Annotated in this window: 20 protein-coding genes; 16 read left to right on the plus strand and 4 right to left on the minus strand. The window is 45.0% G+C overall.

Annotated elements, in window-relative coordinates; genetic code table 11:
* Positions 1-26: 26 nt before the first annotated feature.
* From F4V45_RS08295 to hemC, 7 genes are read left to right on the plus strand one after another with little or no spacing between them, the layout of a single operon-like run.
* Positions 27-290 (plus strand): DUF2018 family protein, encoded by a 264-nt coding sequence (locus F4V45_RS08295; RefSeq protein WP_023930693.1) that lies wholly within the window; start codon positions 27-29, stop codon positions 288-290.
* A gap of 2 nt (positions 291-292) precedes the next feature.
* Positions 293-703 carry a hypothetical protein gene (locus tag F4V45_RS08300; RefSeq protein WP_150337853.1) on the plus strand — a complete coding sequence of 137 codons (411 nt, stop codon included), beginning with the start codon at positions 293-295 and terminating at the stop codon, positions 701-703.
* A gap of 17 nt (positions 704-720) precedes the next feature.
* The gene (locus F4V45_RS08305; protein ID WP_150337854.1) at positions 721-1,665 is read left to right on the plus strand and encodes a polyprenyl synthetase family protein; all 945 of its coding nucleotides are present in this window, start codon (positions 721-723) and stop codon (positions 1,663-1,665) included.
* A complete protein-coding gene (gene hemA, locus F4V45_RS08310; RefSeq protein ID WP_150337855.1) occupies positions 1,665-3,038 on the plus strand; it encodes a glutamyl-tRNA reductase in 1,374 nt (457 codons plus the stop codon). The genes F4V45_RS08305 and hemA overlap by 1 nt, the downstream gene beginning before the upstream one ends.
* A gap of 9 nt (positions 3,039-3,047) precedes the next feature.
* Positions 3,048-4,979: a proline--tRNA ligase gene (proS, locus tag F4V45_RS08315; protein ID WP_150337856.1), complete on the plus strand. Its 1,932-nt coding sequence runs from the start codon at positions 3,048-3,050 to the stop codon at positions 4,977-4,979.
* Positions 4,979-5,494, plus strand: a complete 516-nt coding sequence (locus F4V45_RS08320) for an FxsA family protein (protein WP_150337857.1) — start codon at positions 4,979-4,981, stop codon at positions 5,492-5,494. The genes proS and F4V45_RS08320 overlap by 1 nt, the downstream gene beginning before the upstream one ends.
* The gene (gene hemC / locus F4V45_RS08325; RefSeq protein ID WP_150337858.1) at positions 5,491-6,447 is read left to right on the plus strand and encodes a hydroxymethylbilane synthase; all 957 of its coding nucleotides are present in this window, start codon (positions 5,491-5,493) and stop codon (positions 6,445-6,447) included. The genes F4V45_RS08320 and hemC overlap by 4 nt, the downstream gene beginning before the upstream one ends.
* Positions 6,448-6,450: 3 nt before the next feature.
* On the opposite strand, the gene F4V45_RS08330 is transcribed toward hemC, so the two are convergent.
* Positions 6,451-7,050: a DedA family protein gene (locus F4V45_RS08330; protein ID WP_150337859.1), complete on the minus strand. Its 600-nt coding sequence runs from the start codon at positions 7,048-7,050 to the stop codon at positions 6,451-6,453.
* Between the two features lie 138 nt (positions 7,051-7,188).
* On the opposite strand from F4V45_RS08330, the gene F4V45_RS08335 reads away from it, so the two are divergent.
* The 4 genes from F4V45_RS08335 (at position 7,189) to F4V45_RS09830 (ending at position 10,818) form a co-directional block, all read left to right on the plus strand.
* On the plus strand, positions 7,189-7,758 hold the full coding sequence (locus F4V45_RS08335; RefSeq protein ID WP_023930705.1) for a bacteriohemerythrin: 570 nt from the start codon (positions 7,189-7,191) through the stop codon (positions 7,756-7,758).
* Between the two features lie 11 nt (positions 7,759-7,769).
* Positions 7,770-8,228, plus strand: a complete 459-nt coding sequence (locus F4V45_RS08340) for a hypothetical protein (RefSeq protein ID WP_150337860.1) — start codon at positions 7,770-7,772, stop codon at positions 8,226-8,228.
* A gap of 145 nt (positions 8,229-8,373) precedes the next feature.
* A complete protein-coding gene (locus F4V45_RS08345; protein ID WP_150337861.1) occupies positions 8,374-8,583 on the plus strand; it encodes a hypothetical protein in 210 nt (69 codons plus the stop codon).
* A 9-nt stretch (positions 8,584-8,592) separates the two neighbouring features.
* Positions 8,593-10,818 (plus strand): glycosyltransferase, encoded by a 2,226-nt coding sequence (locus tag F4V45_RS09830; protein ID WP_246145306.1) that lies wholly within the window; start codon positions 8,593-8,595, stop codon positions 10,816-10,818.
* A gap of 83 nt (positions 10,819-10,901) precedes the next feature.
* Here the strand turns inward: F4V45_RS09830 and F4V45_RS08355 are convergent, their stop codons facing one another.
* The 3 genes from F4V45_RS08355 to purD are packed head-to-tail and all read right to left on the minus strand — an operon-like array spanning position 10,902 to position 15,156.
* Positions 10,902-13,307, minus strand: coding sequence for an LPS-assembly protein LptD (locus F4V45_RS08355; protein WP_150337862.1), 2,406 nt, complete (start codon positions 13,305-13,307; stop codon positions 10,902-10,904).
* A gap of 6 nt (positions 13,308-13,313) precedes the next feature.
* Positions 13,314-13,865, minus strand: coding sequence for an RDD family protein (locus F4V45_RS08360; protein ID WP_150337863.1), 552 nt, complete (start codon positions 13,863-13,865; stop codon positions 13,314-13,316).
* Between the two features lies 1 nt (position 13,866).
* A complete protein-coding gene (gene purD / locus F4V45_RS08365; protein ID WP_150337864.1) occupies positions 13,867-15,156 on the minus strand; it encodes a phosphoribosylamine--glycine ligase in 1,290 nt (429 codons plus the stop codon).
* A 329-nt stretch (positions 15,157-15,485) separates the two neighbouring features.
* Between purD and gmd the strand changes: the two genes are divergently transcribed.
* The 5 genes from gmd to F4V45_RS08390 all read left to right on the plus strand — a co-directional run bounded on the left by gmd (position 15,486) and on the right by F4V45_RS08390 (position 20,792).
* Entirely contained in the window at positions 15,486-16,595 is a 1,110-nt protein-coding gene (gmd, locus tag F4V45_RS08370) for a GDP-mannose 4,6-dehydratase (protein WP_150337865.1), read from the plus strand.
* Between the two features lie 10 nt (positions 16,596-16,605).
* On the plus strand, positions 16,606-17,304 hold the full coding sequence (locus F4V45_RS08375; RefSeq protein WP_150337866.1) for a Fic family protein: 699 nt from the start codon (positions 16,606-16,608) through the stop codon (positions 17,302-17,304).
* Positions 17,305-17,390: 86 nt separating this feature from the next.
* On the plus strand, positions 17,391-19,316 hold the full coding sequence (locus F4V45_RS08380) for a hypothetical protein (protein ID WP_150337867.1): 1,926 nt from the start codon (positions 17,391-17,393) through the stop codon (positions 19,314-19,316).
* Between the two features lie 10 nt (positions 19,317-19,326).
* Positions 19,327-19,875, plus strand: a complete 549-nt coding sequence (locus F4V45_RS08385; RefSeq protein ID WP_150337868.1) for a hypothetical protein — start codon at positions 19,327-19,329, stop codon at positions 19,873-19,875.
* A gap of 83 nt (positions 19,876-19,958) precedes the next feature.
* Positions 19,959-20,792: a flagellar hook-basal body protein gene (locus F4V45_RS08390; protein WP_150337869.1), complete on the plus strand. Its 834-nt coding sequence runs from the start codon at positions 19,959-19,961 to the stop codon at positions 20,790-20,792.
* Positions 20,793-20,817 lie beyond the last annotated feature (25 nt).

A 20,817-nucleotide genomic window follows, 5' to 3' on the forward strand; every position in this document is an offset into this window, starting at 1 on the left:
AAGTAGATTCTAGTGAAGGAGTAATTATGTGGGAAGAATGGAATGATTTAGAAGTGCTAGCAGGCGACCCTACGCAAAAGTGGAGCGAGATTATCCTGCACGCTTCACCGACACTTGCAAAAAAGGAGCTCGATAGGCTTTTAGAGCTTTTGGCGATATATGAGGTGGCATTTGAAGAGAGCGGGGCGGATTTGCGGAAGTTTATCCACACACACAAAGAAGCCATAGAAGCACAAAAGCGCAATATCGCCATAGAATCTAGTGCGAAAATTTTAAGTGAGAATGAATAGCTGTGCCATTGTCTATGAAATCGTGCATTATTGCTTGGTTTATTTGGCTAGCTTGTATGCAGAGTCTCTATGGAGCTAAGCCAATTTGGGATATACAAGAGCAGCTATCTTTGCGTAAAGATGAGATTTATACACAGGATTTCGTGCTCTCAGGTGTGCCAAAGACGCTTAAGTTTTATTGGACTTTGTATAAAAACTATGGGCTTGTGGTGCATTTGCAGTATGACAAATTCCCTTACCAATTTGTGCTTTATACAGATTATAAGCGAAAAAGTTTTACACTTCCGCTCTCACAAGGTCAAGATATTGATAAGACAGCTTACTTACTTCTAAGCTTTAGGGATTTTGATGAGCAAGAGAAAGTGGCAAACCTTGGATTGTTTATTATGCTTCCTAAAAAGTCGATAAACTAGCTATATCAAGGACTACAATGGACAAAGCAAGCAACAAAGCAAGCGAGCAAGCAGCCCTAGAGGCAATACAGCAGCAATGTGAAATCTGGGTGCAGGAGCAAGACTCTGCGCTTATTAGCTCTATGTATGCGGCGATTAACCACGGCAAAATGCTGCGCTCAAGGCTGATTCTAGCTATCACAGCAGGGCAGGCTTCCGCACATCAAGAATCTATCATCAATCTTTGCGCAGTTATTGAGCTTATCCAGTGCGCTTCTTTACTGCACGATGATGTGATAGACTCTGCCACTTCTAGGCGCAATCGCCCAAGTATCAATGCACAATTTGGCGATAAAAATGCGATTATGCTAGGCGATGTGCTTTATGCTAATGCCTTTGTTAAGCTTTGCGACTTTTCTCCTGCTATTGCCCGCTGTGTTGCTGGCTCTGTGGCTATGCTTGCAAAAGGTGAAATTGAAGATGTCGCATATAGCAAGGAGTTTCAGCCTAGCTTGGAGGTGTATTACCAAATCTTGCGCAACAAAACCGCCTCGCTTATTTCTGCAAGTGCGCAGGCAGCAGCACTGCTTGTGGGGCTAGATTCTAGCGCGTATCAAGCTTATGGGTATAATCTGGGTATGGCATTTCAAATTATTGATGATTTATTAGATATTACGCAAGATGAGCAGACTTTAGGCAAGCCTGCTATGAATGACATTAGAGAGGGCAAAAGCACTCTGCCTTATATCTTGCTCTATCATAAGCTAGATTCTAGGGAGCAGCAGGAATTCTTACACACTTTCGCTCGTGCTAGTGATGAAGATATAGCTTCTATCAAGCAGCTTTTGTTTGCGCATTCTATCATTGATGAAGCCAAGCGCATTGCCTATGAGTTTGCCCAAAATGCGCTGCGCTCTATCGCTAGTGAGCAAAATAGCGCACTAGAATCTATCGCTAATGCATTGATTGAAAGGACACACTAATGCAAGCCCACTATCTCACTCTAAGTTTTTCACACAAAAACACCCCAATAACCCTGCGTGAAAAGCTCGCACTTCCACAAGATAGGCTAGTGCCATTTATCAAATCCCTGCGCGCAATCCCAAGTCTAAGAGAGGTGTTGCTGCTTAGCACCTGCAATCGTGTGGAGTTCTATCTCTATACGCACGCGCCACAAGAGTGCATAGTCGCGGTGCTAGATGCGTTTGCTCGCGAGATCGCACTGCCTTTGCATATCTTAGAGTCTCACTGCCATAGTGCGCTCGATCAAGAAGCAGTGCATCATATCTTTAGTGTAGTGAGCGGGCTAGATAGTATCGTGCTAGGGGAGACGCAAATTGTAGGACAGATGAAAGAGGCATATAAGCTATGCTTTGAGCTAGAATCTTGTGGGCAGGAGATGACTAGGCTTATGCACTTTGCATTCCGCACAGCAGCCAAAGTCCGCACGCAAACCACCATTGTTAAAACCCCCCTTTCTATCGCCTCTGTTGCTGTGAAAAAAGCCCTAGAATCTAGCCCCAAATCTGCGCTTGTGCTGGGAGCTGGGGAGATGGCGCAGCTTGCAGCAAGGCATTTGCTAGATTCTGGGGTGGCAGTGTGTATGAGTAATCGCAGTAAAAATCGCGCCATTAGCTTTGCCACTACCTTACTCCAAGAGAAGAAAATCAAGCAAATCACCCACATCACCCAAGAGAGCCACGCTGGTGTGCCTAAAGATTTTGGGCTAGATTCTAGCGTGCTATGCCTGCTAGATTGGCAGGATATGCCACGATTGTTTAATGACTTTGGCATTATCATTAGTGCCACAAGTGCGCAGGAGCTAATTATACGCAGGCAAATGTGTGAGCCTAGGGATATGAAGCGCGTTTGGTTTGACCTAGCAGTCCCTAGAGATATAGAATCCACTTGCGCAGAGTGTGGCATAGAAGTGCTATGTGTCGATGATTTGCAGCAAGTCATAGAAGAAAATCGCTCACACAAAAAGCACCAAGCCCACCAAGCTCACGCGCTTGTTGGCACGGCGGTTGTGGAGTATTTCCACTGGATACAAAGCCTAGATGTGCTGCCGCTGATTAAGTCTATGCGAGAGCAGGCAAAGCAAGCTTCTATGCAAGAAGTAGCACGCGCGATTAAGAAAGGCTACTTGCAAGCAGAGCACGAAGAAGAAGTGCTTAGGATTTTGCACAATGCTTTTAATGTGTTTTTGCACAATCCTACGCTTAATCTCAAAGAGCTATCTCATCACAAAGAGGGTGATACCATTATCCAAGCACTGCAAAAAGTCTTTACGCAAAATGACAAGCCCAAGCTCCTAGATCGCTATAAGTGCGAGTATGATGATATATCTTTATAAGGAGTTTTTATGCTGCAATCTCGCCTACTAATCCCCACAAGCAAAGAAACCCCAAAAGATGCCGTGCTAAAGAGCCATAAGCTGCTTGTGCAAGCAGGCTATATCTATCAAAGCGGTAGTGGGGTTTATAGCTTGCTTCCACTTGGCAAAATTGTCTTAGATAAAGTCGCTAATGTCGTGCGCAAATATATGAACGAAGCCGGCGCGCAAGAAGTGCTACTAAGCTTTGTAACGCCAGCAGAGCTGTGGCGAGAATCTGGGAGATATGAGCTCTATGGCAAGGAGCTTTTGCGCTTTAAAGATCGCAAGGATAATGAGTTTATCCTAGCACCAACGCACGAAGAGAGCATTACCCAGCTTGTCAAATCCTATGTCAAGTCCTACAAAGCTCTCCCGCTTAATCTCTATCAAATCCAGCTTAAATTCCGCGATGAGTTGCGCCCGAGATTTGGGCTTTTGCGCACGCGCGAGTTTCTTATGAAAGATGCATATAGCTTCCATAGCTCTAAGGAATGCTTGCTTAAAGAGTTTGAGAATATGCACAAAGCTTATGGCAAGATTTTTAGCGAGCTGGGGCTGGAGTTTCGCGCTGTGGAGGCGGACTCTGGGGCGATTGGCGGAAGTGGGAGTAAGGAGTTTATGGTGCTAGCAGATTCTGGTGAAGATACGCTTGTAGTCTGCACGCAGTGTGAGTATGCGGCAAATATAGAAGCTGCAAAGCGTGCTAAAAGAGCAGAGCCAGAATCCGCGCCTAGAGCGCAGTTTGCCCGCTTCCCTACGCCAAATGTCAAAACAATCGATGATGTGTGTAAGTTTTTTCATATTAGTCCGTATTACGCGCTAAAGGCAGTGGTGAAGGCTTATACACTCGCTAAGGATTCAGCCTTGGGTGAGCGCGTTGGCTTTTTGGCTAAAAATGGCGATTTCGGCGGCGAGCCTGCGGTCATTACCACTTTAGGTAACTCCCTTGACTCACCTTGCAAAGCACCATTTTTAGCTCAAAAATCCTGCCGCGAGCAGACTGACCTAGAATCCAATTTTTCAAAAGTGGATTCTAGTGTGGTGAAAAAATTTGCCGTGTTTTTCTTGCGTGGTGATGATGTGCTAGAAGAGACCAAAGCCCTTAACGCCCTGCGCGCTAATGGCTATGATGCTTTAGAGCTGCTAGATGCAAGCGCACAAGAGCTAGAATCTTTAGGGCTCATTGCGGGGAGCATTGGCGCAGTGGGGATTCGCGCGATTATGGGAGACTCTCCTATACTATTTGATGAAGATTTACGCGATGGGAGGGATATTATCTGCGGTGGTAATGAGAGAGATACGCATATTGTGGGGGTGGATTTTACAGAGTTTGCTGATATGGTGTATGCGCCACTAGCTGCGGTGCGAGATGGCGATATATGTGTGTGCTGTAAAGGGGTTTTAACGCACAAAAAAGGCATAGAAGTGGGGCATATTTTCCAGCTAGGAGATAAATATTCAAGTGCGCTTAAAGCAGAGTATCTAGCGCAAGATTCTAGCTCTAAGCCCTTTATAATGGGCTGCTATGGGATAGGGATCTCGCGCTTGCTGCCAGCGATACTAGAGCAAAAGGCTGATGAGAAAGGCTGTGTATGGAGCAAGGCTAGCGCGCCTTATGCTGTGCAAATTATCATTGCAAATACCAAAAACGAGCAGCAATCACACTATGCCCTAGAGCTATATCAAGCTTTGTTGGCAAGGGGTGTGGCGGTGCTGTGTGATGATAGGGACTTGCGCTTTGGAGCGAAAATGACGGACTTTGAGCTAGTGGGGGCGGCACTATATGGGATAGTTGTGGGTAAAGGGCTAGAATCTGGTGTGATAGAGTGCATTAGGCGCGATGGGCTAGAGAAGCAAGAGCTAAGTGCTACTGAAGTGCAAGTAGTGTGTGAGGCGATTATGGAGCGATTGGAGCGATAATGCGTGGGATTGTTATGTGGCTTATGGTGGGCTATGTCGCATTAGAGCTGCTGGGATTTAGTATATTTATCAATCATTTTGGTGTGCTGCTTGCTGTGGTTGAAGTGTTTGTATCAGGCGCGCTTGGCTTGTGGCTGCTTAGAAGAGAGCTAGCCCAGCTAAGCTTGATCCAGCTTTTTGTGCGATTTGGGCAGGGGGATATGTTTGCCCTGCTGCGCAATAGTATGCTTAGTGGCTTTGGGGCAGTGTTTTTGCTAATACCCGGGATTTTCACTGATATTATAGGGGTGGTTATGGTGCTTTGCGCGCTAGCTTTCTACCCTAAATCTAAGCTAGATTCTAGCCCAGAATCTAGCGGGTATAAAAGCTTTGATGATTACTTCACAAGCTCTATGCGCTACACTTACCAAGCAAAGCCTAAAGATGATGACATTATCGATGTGGAAGTGCTAGAGCCTACAAGCTCACAAAAGCCAAGCGAGCAGCTATCGCAGCAATCAAGGAGTGCAGAATGAGAAAGCTAGTCATTGGCACAAGGGGGAGCGCGCTAGCTTTGTGGCAGGCGCACTATATCCAAGATCGCCTATTGCAAGAGTGTGGGGTAGAATCTAGCTTAGAAATCATCAAAACCAAGGGCGATAAAATCCTTGATGTCCCGCTTGCAAAAATCGGCGGCAAGGGACTTTTCACCAAAGAGCTAGAAGAAAAGCTCCTTACAAAGGAGATCGATTTGGCGGTGCATTCTCTCAAAGATGTCCCGGTGGATTTGCCAGAGTCTTTGGCACTTGCGTGCATTACAGAGCGAGAAGATGTGAGAGACTGCTTTGTAAGCTATAAATACCCAGATTTTAATGCACTTGCGCAAAACGCGCGAGTTGGCACGACTTCTTTGCGCCGTAGTATGCAGCTTAAGGCTAGGCGTGCGGATATTGCTTGCCTGTCGCTGCGCGGAAATATCCAAACGCGCCTAAACAAGCTAGAATCTGGCGAGTTTGATGCCATTATCCTAGCCTATGCTGGGCTAAAGCGGCTTGGCATTGCACATATCCCACATATCGTGCCACTAAGCACCACAGAAATGATCCCTGCTATGGGGCAAGCAGCACTAGGGATAGAGTGCAGGGAAGATGATGAAGACTTGCGCGCAGTGCTAGAGACACTTGCGTGCCAGAGAACTGCTCTTTGCACGCAGGCAGAAAGGGAGTTTATCAAGGTGCTAGATGGCGGGTGTCAAGTGCCAATTGGCGTGCATTGCAAGCTTTTAGGGGAGATTGAGAAGGGAATGGTGCAAATTAAAGCCATTGTTGGTATGCCTGATGGGAGCAAAGTCCTGCAAGAATCCATAAGCGCAAGTGCGCAGGAAGCAAACATAGCTGCAAAAGAGCTAGCACATATACTAATCAAGCAAGGTGCTAGAGAAGTGCTAGAGCAAGCACAGAGATTTTTCCTTCAAGCTTGGGGGAGCTAGAATCTACTTATGTGTAGATTCTAGGGAGTCTTTTGTCTTTGCCCACGCTTTTTTGCTAAACCACAACGCCCCAAGCACCAAAGCTAGGAGCACCCCAACTGCCACATAAGAGTATCGCCCATAGGATTCTACAAGCTCAATCACTGCCTTTGAGAAGTAGAATGCCAGCAGCCCCAAGCTAGCAGCCCAGATCACGCTAGCAAGCAGATTGAGCACAAGGAATTTTCTAAGATTATAGCGACTCGCGCCAATGGCTATAGGCACGAGAAACTTTACTCCGTAGATGTATTTGTTAAGCAGGATTAGGATCGCGCCATACTTTTTGAGCCATATATGCATAAGTGCGATTTTTCTGCGATGTGGCGCAAGGAATCGCTCGAAGTCCTTTTTTTGATAGCGCGTTAGGACTACAAGCAGGGAGCTGCCTGCGAAATTCCCAGTAGTAGCGATGATAATGCTTGTAGCAAGGCTAATATGTCCAAGAGTCGCCAGCGCACCAGCAGCTAAGATCCCCACATATCCACTCCCCATACAATAAAAAAACAACGCCACATAGCCCCAAGTCTCAAAAGAGTCTTTAAATGAAGCGATAAAGCTTTCCATTTTTCGCCTTTCTAAGTTTCATTATCATTTTTGTAATTATACATACTACAAGTGTAATTTGTAATTTTTAAGGGAAAAAAAACTTTCAAAGTTATATAATCGTGGCTTTTAGGAGTGAATACATTCAAGGAAGGTAATATGGCGATACCTGAATGGGACGATAAGTTTAGTATCCACAATGATGTCATTGATGTCCAGCATAAGAAGCTTTTTGATATTGCTCATAGGGCGGGGCTACTTATCAGCAAGCAAGTCGATGGAAATGAGATTAAGAAAATCCTTGTCGAGCTTTTTGAGTATATGAAAGTGCATTTTCACGATGAGGAAGCTTATATGGCAAGTATCGGCTACCCCGGGCTTGAGAGGCAATCTGCTATGCATCAGCAAATTATCCGTGATATGACAGATCTTATCCAAAATATCCGCTACGACTTCAAGCAAAAGCTCGCCATCATCACTGAAGAGTGGCTTATCAACCATATCCTAAAAGAAGATATGCAGATAGAGATTTACCGCAAAGCCCACGAAGAAGAGATCAAGGCTATGCAGGCGAAGCAAAATGGTGAAAAAGAAATCACTCATATTTATAAATGTGCTTGCAAGCCAGCATTTAAGGTGCTAAACACGGTGCATGAGAAAATCCAAAGCGGGCAAGCATTCCACTGTAAAAAATGCGGCGAGGGTATTGTATTTGTGCGTGATGAGTAAGGCGGGGCTTCGTGGCTTCTCGCCTAATTGTTGCGCTGCTGCTCTGCTCTGTAGTGTCTGCTAGCGAGCCAGCACTTAGCGCGCAAGACTTTTTGCGCTACTATGAGCATAATCTCAAAGCCGCTCATCAAGCCATTTTACAAGGCTCTGTAAGTAGGGAGTTTGTGCGGTTTCGCGGGTATAGCTTGATTGACTACACGATTTATAAGCAAATGAGCAAGCAAGAGATAAAGGCTATCAAAAAGCCTTTGATATTTTTTAGCGGGGTGCTTAGTGGGAAGCCTTTGTATAGCGAGTTTGGCGGTGTGAGTATCGATGCTTATGCGGATAATGAAATGCGCGCGCATTTAAACTTTCAGGGGCGGTATTTTAGCGATCTAATCGCCATTGGGCAGGATAGATTCTACGCGCTATGCGCACTTAGCGCGATCAATCGCTGCTTGCTGTTAGGCGTTGGTGAGCGGTGGTAGCCCCTATTGTCATTGCAAAAGCTTTGGCGCAAGACAAAGCGCGGCAATCCACAAGCTAGAATCTAGTGCAAACGAGGATTCTATGGATTACTAAAGAAGCTGCGGCTGTGCCTTGCTTTGCCACGCGGTGGAAGCACCGCTGGTAATGACAGAAAAAAGGGCGGAGAGTCAAAAAGTGGATTCTAAGGAAACGCAAGAAATTATGTTTATGATACCAACTCGCAGGATTTTAGGATTTTTGATGAGAAATTGTAGCTTTCAAGGCGCGGGCGAAGAGATTTACCTAGTCGGTAATGAGCAAGCCCGCGCCACAGAATCTACAATGTATCGCAAAAAGACAAAATCCAAAAACTAAGGAGACCCAATGAAAACCCTTGCCATAATTATCCCTGTCTATAATGTAGCGCAGTATTTGCTAGAGTGCTTGGAGTCCTTAAGTGCGCAGAGCTATGGGGATTTTGTAGTGATATGCGTTGATGATGGCAGCACAGATTCTAGTGCGCAGATTATCGCTGAGTATGCCAAGCGCGACTCACGCTTTATCCTCCTAGCCCAAGCAAATCAAGGCATAGGTGCTGCTAGAAACACAGGGCTTGGGTATGTCTATACGCACCTGCCCCAAGTGGGTTACATCGGCTTTATGGATCCAGATGATGCAGCAGGGGTGGATTACTACGCTAACCTTATCTACACGCTAGAATCTAGACGCGCGCAGATGGCGACCACGCGCGATGTGTGTCGGTTTTTAGATTCTAGCTATGATAGCGCGATGTTCGCACTTAGGCAGCCTAAGACTAAAGGCATTATCCGCAAGGTTACAAGCAAAAACATCGCGCATAAAATCGAAGCCCCACGCAGTGTATTTACGCGTGCATTGCTGCAAGATCTGCGCTTCCCTATAAACCGCTTTGCTGAAGATGTGGGCTTTAGCGTGTGCGCGCACGCTTTAGCTGGCAGAGTGGCATTAAGCAAAAACGCGCGTTATTTTTATCGCGTGCGTAGCGGCTCACTCACTAGCAAAACCCACCCGCCACAAGAGTTTTTCCAAGTGTTTGGCTTTGTGTATGAGTTTTTTACAAAGCACGGCTATTTAGAGTCCTATCTCTTGCCCACAGATTTGCTCCGCCCCAATCGCTTCGCACAGCTAGATTCTGGCTATCTTGCGCAGCTGCAAGAGTTTTTGCGCTCTTTAGAGCTTAGTCCAAGCGTGCTGGAGAGAAACAAGCCCCTAAAACTTGCGCTACAAGCAAAAAGCTTAGAAGAGTTTATGGCTAGGACTAGGAGCTTTAGAGAGTGGAGGGCGGATAAATTTTGCCTGCATTTGACCAAAAATCGCAAGAAGATCATACTCTTTGGCAAAAGGCTTTTAGACACTTCTATGGCTCTAACACCGCCAAGCCCCAAAAGCTCGCCAAGTCATCAAGCAAGCCCGCGCATAGCTATCATCGCTAAAGACATCACAGAAGCAGGTGGGGGCGAGCGCGTGGGGGTCAATCTGGCAAACGCCTTTGTGGAATGCGGCTTTAGCGTGCAAGTCATAAGCCTTTTTAGTAGCAACAATGCGCCAATCTATCGGCTAGATTCTAGGGCGAAGCTACTCTCTCTCTCTCTCTCTCTCTCTCGTAAGCCGCGCGCACAACACCCAGCAAATAGCATAAGCCCAAATACCCACAATCCTAAAGCCAATCCCCCAAGACGCCTAAGCAAGCTTGCAAAGCTTTGGCAAAAGCTCTTGCGCCCCTTGCTTGCCTACAAGGTAGAGAGAGTTCTGCGCACCTATAAGCCTAGTATCGTGCTAAGTAATGATGGCTGGTATATCCCAAGGCACAAGCTAGATTCTAGTGCGTATCTGCGGCTTTGGCACTTAAACGCGCCCAAGCACCTAAGCGCACGCAAAGCTCGCAATCTAGCCAAGTTTGACACTTTAGTCGTGCTTTCACAAAAAGAGCTAGCCACTTGGCAGAGCTACCATAAAAGCGTGTGTGTAATCCCAAACTTCCTCCCACATCTCCCCACCACCTTTAGCGATCCTAGCACCAAAGTCGTGCTATCTGTGGGGCGGCTAAGTGGGGAGAAGGGCTTTGATAGGCTGCTTGATATTTGGGAGATGGTGCAAGATCGCGCCAAAGATTCTAGCGCATTAGCGCAGTGGCAGCTCCATATCGTAGGCAGCGGAGATTTGCAAAGCGAGCTAGAATCTAAAATCGCGCAAAAGGGCTTAGAGACGAGCGTGCGCTTAGTTGGCTTTAGGCAGGATATGGAGAGCGTGTATCTAGGGGCTAGTGTGTATGCGATGTGTAGCTACTTTGAGGGCTTTGGTATGGCACTAGCAGAGGCGTGTAGCTACGGGCTAGCTGGCATTGCCTTTGACATTGCTGCTGGTCCTAGTGATATTATCGCACAAGGCAAAAGTGGGTATTTGATAGAAGATGGCGATATACAGGGCTTTGCCACTAGGCTGTGTGATCTAATGAGCGATGAGACAAAGCGCGCGGAGTTTGGCGCAAATGCTAGGGAGCTTATGGCGCGAAACTTTAGCAAGCAAGCGGTAGTGCCACAATGGCAGGAGCTTTTTAGCAGTTATAGCTAGATTCTGCTAGATTTAGCTAGCTGCCTATGGATTGCCACGATTGCTTGCGCAAGCTTGCAATGACATGCAAGGTTAGATTCTAGCTAGAATCTCGTTGTAAGCCCAGCACTTGTGAGCGGAGCGAAGTTAAAGATAAGCCGCACGAAGTAGTCTTGCTGGACATAGAAAGGATTGTTGATGTCGTTTGTCAAAATCGGGCGGCGGCGATTGACAAACTTGAGCCCTATGCCAAAGCAGCGGATATTTTTATACAGCCCTATGTCCCAATCTAGCAGAGTGTTTTTCTCAATATCATAGCCCGCAGAAGCCGAGAAAGCAAACACGCGAAAATCGTGTGCAATATTTGCGCGTAAATACTGCGCCCCTGTTTGTGTAAGGATAGTGTTAGACAAGAAGTCATAAGCTTCTTTATCTTTGAAAAAGTAGCTTGCAGAAGCAGAAAATGCCCCACGGCTAAAGCTTGTAGCTAGGGCTAGCTCGGACATTTTCTTCGCATAAAATGAGTAGAAAAAGCTTGCAGAAAAGTTCAGCCCAACTATGGGGGAGAAGCTAAACTTGTTTTCCAAAGGTCGCTTGGCAATCACGCTAGAATCTACACTTCCACTGCTAGTGTTTAGCGCGTGGCGTAGCTCATCGAAGTTTAGCCGCTGAAACACTTTCCAATCAACAATATTGCGCCCAGTGTTGGTGAGAAAATACTGCGAGAGTTTGAGGTCAAGCGTTTGATTGACAATCGTGTAAGCACTAATGCCTGAAGGGTCCCAAATATCATCATAGAAATACACGCTGCCGCTAGGGGAGATAATGGGGAATTTATTAAGATAGTCCGCTGCTGCGCCAAACTGCTCTCTTAGGGCGATGGATTCTTGGCGGATTTGCGCGGCTTGATCGCCGGTGGCTTGGCTTAAGAGTCCATTGTGGTAGAAGAGATAGGGACCACTAAGAAGGGCTTCAAGCTGGATTGTATGGAAGAATTTATTGTAGCTTTTAGAGAGATCGGAGTTGAGCGAGACGGAGTAGTTGGCTGAAAAGATATTGCCATTTTTATTGGTGTCATTATTGCTTGGGATATAGCTGTTTTGTGTTTTGGTTAGAAAAAGATTTTCCGCATAAAATTCATTCCACACACCAAGGGATAGATATTTTTTAAAGAGCGAAAACTGCAGCCCCACAGGGATACGCAAGCCGTTTTCTATATAGCCATAGCCTGTTTGGCGCGCAGTGTTTTTAAACTGATAGTCGATAGCATACATAAGCTGGCGGAAAAATAGCGAGTCCATATATTTGTGGTATTGAAAGTTTGGCACAGACTGGAAGGTGCTAGAGTTATCTAGCTTTGAGAGATTGAGAAAATACTTGAAATTTAGCCCGACATAGTGCTTTTGCGTTTGGACAAAGGCGTTTGCCTTAGAAGTGTAGGACATATCATAGACGCGCTTGTTGATCTGGCGCAAGCGGTAGTAGTCTAGGTCATTCATATGCGCGAAGTTGATATAGATTCCATTGTCAAGCTCGCTTTTGAGCTTGAAGTATTTTTGCAAGGGGCGGTTGCCAAGGTGGTAGAGCCTAAGCCCATAGACATAGTGGTTTTTAAGGTTAAATCGCTCCATATACTCATCAAAGTTGTATAAATACCCAAGCTCTGCATAAGTGCGATCTAGCCCAGAATCTAGCGCGCGGAACTCTATCAGCCCGCCCACACCGCGCTCAGAGCGCACCTGTGGGGTTAGAGTAATGTCCCAATTTGTCTTTGGCGCGATGTAGTAGGGCAGGAAAAAGGCGAAGCCCTCTGTGCTTGAAGTAACAAAAGATGGCATAAGCAGCCCGCTTGTGCGCGACATATTAGTAGAGACGCTAAAGTAAGGGAAGTAAAAAATTGGCACATCGCCGATATACACGCGTGGATTCCATAGGGTAACGCTCTTTTTGCTATCGGAGTATGAGCCTGAAGATGCCTCCATACGCCAGATTGGGTTTGGCACTGCGCAGCCAGAGAGAGTGGCTTTTTTAAAAGTGTAGAAAGTGTCTTGCGTGGTGGCAAGGCTAGAGCTCACCCATAGCCCGCTCTCTGTATCTTGGAGATAAAGCGGCTCGATAATGCCATATTTGTCATCTAGGGAGAAGTGCGTTTGATGGGTGCGCACAAGTAGATTCCCATCTCTATAGATTCTCACTTCGCCACTTGCTTGCACTTCGCGCTTTTGCATATCGTAGCGGATTGCATCAGCGAGCACATAAAGCTCTTGGTTTATAAGGATCGCATCGCCTGTGGCGTGGATCGTGCCCTCCGCACTATACACAGAATCTGCCAAAAGCTCAAAGACCTTTTGGTTGTCTTTGTTGTATTGGGTTACGCCCTTTTTCTGCTCGGTTTTGGCTAGGCTAGAATCTGCGCTGGTAGATTCTGGCTCTAAGGGCTTGGCATTAAGACATAGGGCTATGCACCCTAGCAAAAGCCCTGCACGCAGTCTGCCACACCCTTTGTCCACTGGATTCTAGCTCTTTTGCATAATTACGATTGTGCGCGCGGCGCGGTCATAGAGCGTGCGCTTGAAAGTATCGCTAAAGGCGAAAATAAAGGGTATGTAATACACCGCTTGAGAGAGTGTCCTTAGGGCTGCGCGCAAAAAGCTAGCCAAAAAACTTGGAGAATCTAGCAAGTCAATGCTCACTACTTGGATTTTGCAGACAATCTTCCCTAGGCTTGCTCCGTACCAGAAAGTAAAAAGCCCTTGGTAAATAATCTCTAGTAAGAAAATCTGCATAATGAGCGAAGAGATTTGCTCCTGTATCTTTTGCTCTATGCTTTGCCCTAGTGGCGGGGCTTTGGCACTATCTTTTAGCATAATGGCACTTGAGCTGCTATTGTGCATTTCTTGTAGTGCTTGTGGCTCGCTTAGGGCGAGAAAGGTGCTGAAGTTGATTATCACCATAAGTGCGCTAAGTAGCAGCGCGTCAATCAAAAAGGCGTAGATTCTCCTATCAAGAGGGGCTGGGGTTAGGCTTTCTCTATCAAGGGTGTCTTGTAGGGCTTCATCTCTTGCCATATTATGCCTTTAGGGCTTTGTTAGCAATGTCTGTGCGCAGCAGCTTGCCCTCAAAGCTTATAGCATTAGCGATTGTGTAGGCATTGTCTCTAGCTTGTGCGAGTGTGCTAGCTACCCCTATGGCAAGAGCCACGCGCCCACCACTTGCTAGCATAGGGCTTGTAGCACTCTCTTGGCTGACACCTGCATAGCAGATATGTCCTAGCGCGCTATCAAATGGGGCGATTGTGATAGGGTAGGGTGTAGAGCTGCCAAAGGGATAATTATGGCTTGCAAGCACAACTCCTACGCAGTAGCCATCGCGGAATCTTATGGGAAGCCTAGCGATCTGCTTAGATTCTATGGCTTGGCAAATATCAAGCAAAGGCGTTTGCAAAAGTGGCAGTAGCACTTCGCACTCTGGATCGCCAAAGCGGACATTAAACTCGAGCAAATACGGCTCACTATCCACCACCATAATCCCAGCAAAAAGCACGCCATTAAAGGGCGTGCCACGCGCTTTCATACCAGCAAGTGTGGGGGCAAATATCTTTGTGGCAATTTTATCAAGCAGGGCTTGATCACACAGGGGGCTTGGAGTGTAAGCTCCCATACCACCGGTATTTGGACCTTTGTCATCATTATAGAGCTGCTTGTGATCTTGGCAGGGGGGTAGCAGCGAGAAATGCTCGCCATCACAAATCCCAAAGACAGACAGCTCATAGCCTGATAAAAACTCCTCCACCACTACGCACTCTCCAGCTTGCCCAAACTCCTTGCGCATAGAATCAATAGTGGATTCTGCTTGCTCGTAGCTTTGTGCGATGATGACACCCTTGCCAGCGCATAGACCGCTTGCTTTGATGACGATAGGCAGCGGCAGTGATCGCGCGAAGTCTTTGGCAGCTTTAATATCGCTTGTTTGGATATAGCGTGCGGTGGGGATACCACAAGAAGCGACAAAGTCTTTCATAAACGCCTTTGAGCCTTCAAGCTCCGCAGCTGCTCGACTTGGACCAAATGTGCTAATCCCATTGGCGCGTAGATCATCGCTAAGCCCACCTACAAGCGCGCTCTCGCCGCCGATGATCACCCACGAGACCCCCTCTTTTTGGCAAAACTCTACAATGTCTTGATTGTGTGGAAGTGTGAGATTGACTCCTAGCAGTGCTGTGCCAGCATTCCCGGGCGTGAAAAATATCTGCTCTATCCTAGAATCCTGCTTTAGATGCAAGCCTAGAGCGTATTCTCTCCCGCCATTCCCTACAATTAAAACCTTGTGAAAATTCTCTTGTGAATCGTGCGTATCCATACAAACCCTTAAACTACTTAAGCTACCCAAATAACCGCTACTTGTGTTGTGTAGCCCAAAATGCCAGCTACAAATAAGGCAGGAGAGCTCTCTTAGGCGGCGGATTCTAACCCTTGCAGGCTCAAGCAAAAACACCGACACACAAAAACCACTACCAAGCCTACAATACTTACAATTTAACGGACTCACCAAAAAAGAAACACGAGTTATTCAGGCGGCGTTATTATAGGCACTCTAGGTTTAAAATTGGGTTAGACAATGCGAAGTTTGCTATAATGCGCCCTTATCACGCGCACTTTTAGCGTGCTACTCTACTTGTAAGGAAGTTTATGAAAAAGGCTCTTATCACAGGCATTACCGGGCAAGATGGCGCGTATCTCGCAGAATTTCTCCTAAATCGCGGCTATGAGGTGCATGGCATTAAGCGCAGAAGCTCGCTGTTTAATACTGATAGGATCGATCATCTCTATCAAGACCCCCACATCGATAATCGCAACTTTTTCTTGCATTATGGGGATTTGACAGACTCGACAAATCTTATCCGCATTATCCAAGAAGTGCGCCCAGATGAGATCTATAATCTCGCAGCGATGAGCCATGTGCAAGTAAGCTTTGAGACGCCAGAATACACCGCAAACGCCGATGGCATAGGCACACTTAGAATCCTAGAAGCCGTGCGTCTGCTTGATCTAATCAAGCACACCAAAATCTATCAAGCCTCCACAAGCGAGCTATATGGGCTAGTCCAAGCTGTGCCGCAGAGCGAGAGCACGCCATTTTATCCGCGCTCGCCCTATGCTTGCGCCAAGCTCTATGCCTACTGGATTACGATCAACTACCGAGAGGCATATAATATGTTTGCTTGTAATGGGATTTTGTTTAACCACGAGAGTCCAATCCGCGGCGAAACTTTTGTAACGCGCAAAATCACGCGCGCTGTGAGCAAAATCGCCCTAGGTTTGCAGGATAAGCTCTATCTAGGCAATCTCTCTGCCAAGCGCGATTGGGGACACGCCAAGGACTATGTAGAGGCGATGTATCTTATCTTGCAGCAGCCAAAGGCAGAGGACTTTGTCATCGCCACGGGCGTTACGACACAGGTGCGCGACTTTGTGGCATTAGCATTTGGGGAGCTTGGCATTGAAGTAGAGTTTTTTGGGGAGGGAGTCAATGAAGTGGGCGTAGTCAAAGCGTGCAGGGGTGAGTATCAGCTGCCACAGGGGCAAGAAGTGGTCGCGGTGGATTCTCGCTACTTCCGCCCCACAGAAGTAGATCTGCTTCTAGGCGATCCCAGCAAGGCGCAAAAGCTGCTAGGCTGGAAGCCTAAATACGATCTAGCAATGCTTGTCAAAGATATGATGCAAAGTGATATAAAGCTTATGCAAAAGGAAAAATTCTTGCAAGATAATGGCTACAACATCTTGCGCTATTTTGAGTAGCAGGATACAAATGCCGGTATTGCACGATGTTTTAAATAATAGTGATTATATGCTTGATTTATGCGTGCGTATGGCGCATCATAGCACAGCCATCGAGGGCAACACACTTACTCTTGCACAAAGTAAATCCGTGATTGTGGATAATTATATCCCCATAGCGGTTAAGGAGCGTGAGTTTTATGAAGTGCGTAATTATCGATATTTGACGCCACTTTTGATGGAAGCACTACAAGCCAATGAGATAATAAACAACGAATTGATTAAGAAATTTCATAGCGTGGTGATGAGAGATCTGCATAAAGAAGCAGGTATGTTTAAAATGGTAGAAAATATGATAATTGGCGCAGATTTTGAGCCGACAAAGCCGTATTTGGTAGCTAGCGAGCTAAAAAATTGGTGCGATAATCTACAATACAAGCTAGAGAGCACTAATAGCCTAGAAGATAAGCTAGCTGCGATTTTTGAATCACATATTCAGTTTGAGAAAATCCACCCCTTTAGCGATGGCAATGGTCGCGTAGGGCGGCTACTGATTGTGTATTCTTGCTTGGAGCAGAGTATCGCACCGCTTGTGATCCCACAGGATAAAAGAGAGTTTTATATCGCCTGTCTTAGTGAAAATAGAGTTGATGACTTAGTGGAGTTTGGCACACAATTGGTGCTAGTAGAAAAAGAGCGAATGAGAGCGTTTGGGATAAGAGAGAGCTAGAATCTAGATTCTAGGTGTGTATCCTAAATGTGGCTAGGATAGGTGCTTTAGGCGAGATTCGCCAAAATGCAAAGAAAGGATTATAAATGGCAAGGACAAAACAACCACAAGATGAGATAGACTACAAAGTCAAATTTAGCCAAGAGTATTTTAACCCCAAGCTTTGCAAATATGATAATGAGCGAATAGACATTATCCTGTTTGATAAAAAGGGTAATCCACTTTTATACATTGAAGCAAAAGTTACCCTAAACCCACAAGAAAGAGCAAAAGCCCTAGCTCAAGTCGTGCTAACCAATAAAAAGCAAAAGCATATCCTAAACCACCTAGCCCTAATCTATAAAGAAAATGGCAATGATGTTTTAGAATTTATTGAGCTTTTAGATGATTCTGTGATGTTTAATAACGACTTCCATTGGGAGAGTGAGACCCCAAGCACCCCAACACGCGATGCGATAGATAGAATCAACGATAGATTAAAACAAAGTGCGAAAATCATAAAATATGTAAATAATGAGATTAAAGAATTTTATGCCAACCTACTCAAAAGAGAAGATTTAGAAATCTCTATCACGCTTAAAAATATGATAACCATTTTTCACGCGTGGAAAGAAGTCATAAAATTTAAAAATGAGATAAAAAACGAACAAACCTTAATCAATCTCTTTTTGGTAGATATGCTAAATAACACCAAATATAAAGACAGCCTTATAATCGTAGGCACAGACTTAGGCTCACAAAAGCCCCTAATACGAGAAGGCACAGACCTAAACGCCTTTAGCATAGAAATAAACGAAAACAAACAAGAAGTAAAATTTATAGATGATAAAAATGAAAAATTCTACACTATCCCAAATCTACAAGCCTACACAGCCTTTTGGCAGAAATACAAACGCCCACCAGCAAAAGATGAGTTTTTAAAGATTTTAGAAGAGTCGCATTTGCTCTACACTGATAAATACCGCAAAGACACAGGCGGAGAATACACACCCTTTTTCTTTGTGAGTGAGCAAAACAAGATTTTAGAGCAGTATTGCCAAGATTCTAAAACAGACTTAAAAGACTATATCATTTATGACCCTTGCTGTGGCGTGGGGAATTTAGAGAATCAATTCTCAAAAGAGATAAAAAAGCAATGCTACTTAAGCACACTAGATTCTAAAGATGTGGATATTTGTAAGATTAAGGATTTTGAAAATGTGGTGCAATTTGATTATTTAGAAAATTCTAATGAGCCAAAATTTGCACACGGCGGAACAGAACTCACTATAAATGAAATCGTTAAAAGAGAAAACAAAAAGCTAATGGTAATTATGAATCCACCTTATCAAAGGCAAAAGGGCAGGAAAGAAAACAAGGCAATAAGCTTTTTTAACAAAGTCTTAAAGCTAGAGCCTGAAGTCATTGTGTTTTACTATATGACAGAATCCTTTTTGCGTGATGAGCTTCAATATTACATAAATTCTAAGCTAAAAATGTATAGCCATATTTTTAGCACAGCTAAAACCTTTAATCTAAGTGATTGGAGCATCTCTCAAATGATTTTTAGCAAACACTTAGGCGATAAAATGAGCGATAAATCCTTTACCGCCAAGCGTTATGAAAAGGGCAACAAAGGCTTTAAATTTATCAAATCCTACACCTATGATTTAGAAAGACCAAGTTTAGTTAAAGAGATAGATACAGCGATAAAACAGAATCAAAAGGGAATGATTTTAGGGAATTATAGTTATTTAAAGGGAAGCATCAATTTAACAAATAAGCCCAGCAGCAATCAAACGCCAATCACCACTGAAAATTTACAATATTGCTTACTTTCTAAAGGTTTAATATTTAATACGCACAACCATTATTTTGAGCGTAATCAATATGTGTTAAAGGGTGAAATTAGCGAAATTCCACAAGAATTATTTGGAGATTCTGTTGCTTTTTCACAATTTTATGTCAATTGCTCTTTCACAAATAAAGTCGTTACTAACGGGGGGGGGGGGGGACAAATTAGTCGCTCTTAAAAACTACATTATGCCCTTTTCTGCCGAAGACTTAGGCGGAGCGTGTAGGCATAATGACTTAAATGTGCTTTACCCAGAAAATGCCGAGCTTATAGGCTATGATATAAGCGTTTTAGACACACCTGAAGTGCAAAAGAAAAAGCGAAATTTAGAACTCCCACCCTTTGACTTTAGAGAGTTTTTAAAGCAATTTAGCTTTAGCAAAGAAGCCAAAAGCCTTTTTAACGCCGCTTTAGAAATCTTTAAATACTATCACGCAAATCCTTACTATCAAAACAAAGATTATAACGATAGCTTTTATGATATAACAAATGCTATAATGGGAAAAGATACAAATGCTTTCAAAGACTTAGAGGGTAAAGATAGCAGAATCACACGCGCCAAAACTACCAAAGGCACAAAAGGCTTTGCCAAAAACAACCTTAAAGGCGTGATACCAAGCAAGGATTTAGAGCTTTTCTACCACTTTTTTGAAGTGCGAAATAATCTAGCGATAAAAATCAATGAAGAGCTTTTAGATTCTAAACTTTTACTATGGGAACGGGAAAATATCTTTTAAATAAAATATGCAAATTTAGATTCTAGTTGGAATGTAAGTTGCTTGAAAGGGGTATAAGTTACTTCAAGCCCTAAGGATAGGATATGATAAATGGCTACTACTCCGCCACAGGCGGAATGATCACGCAGTTCAACCGCTTAGATGTCGTCTCAAATAACCTTGCCAATCTCAACACCAACGGCTTTAAGCGCGATGATGTGGTAATAGGCGATTTCTTGCGGCTTTACAAGCAGACGCAAGATACCTTGCCGCTCAAAGACCACACCCGCGCCGCTGCGCAATACCAAAACCGCAACCTAAACCGCGTCCCAATCATCAGTGAGGAATACACAGAGTTCTCAAGTGGCGCGATCGCGCAGACGGAGAACCCACTAGACTTCGCCCTGCAAAAGCCCAATGCCTACTTCGCTATACAAACCCCAGATGGCGTGCGCTATACGCGTGATGGAAGCTTCACCATTGATAATGAAGGCTATCTTAGCACTAAGCAGGGCTTCCGCGTGCTATCTCGCGCTGGGCTTAATGGAGAAGGTGGGATCATCATAGGGCAGGGTATGCAAGTAGAAGCGGACAAAAATGGTAATCTCTTCTTCCGCTCTAGTGCTAATGAAGAGCAAAATGCCCCAGCAGAGGGTGGTGCGCTAGCGATTGTAAGCTTTGATAATCCCAAATACCTGCAAAAAGTGGGCAACAATCTTTACAGCTACCCACAAGAGCGCATAGAAGACCGCGTGATCTCTATCAATGACGGCTCGCTCGCGCAAGGATTTATCGAAAAGAGCAATGTCAATGCAGTCAAAGAAATGACCGCACTCATTGAGACAAATCGCTTAGTAGATATGTATTCTAAAGCTATGCGCACCTTTGTCGATGACTTCGCGCCTGAAGCCATTGGTAAGCTTGCTGTGAGAGCATAGACGATAAGCGCAAGAGTGTGTAGCG

Source organism: Helicobacter canis (assembly GCF_008693005.1).
GTDB lineage: Bacteria > Campylobacterota > Campylobacteria > Campylobacterales > Helicobacteraceae > Helicobacter_B > Helicobacter_B canis.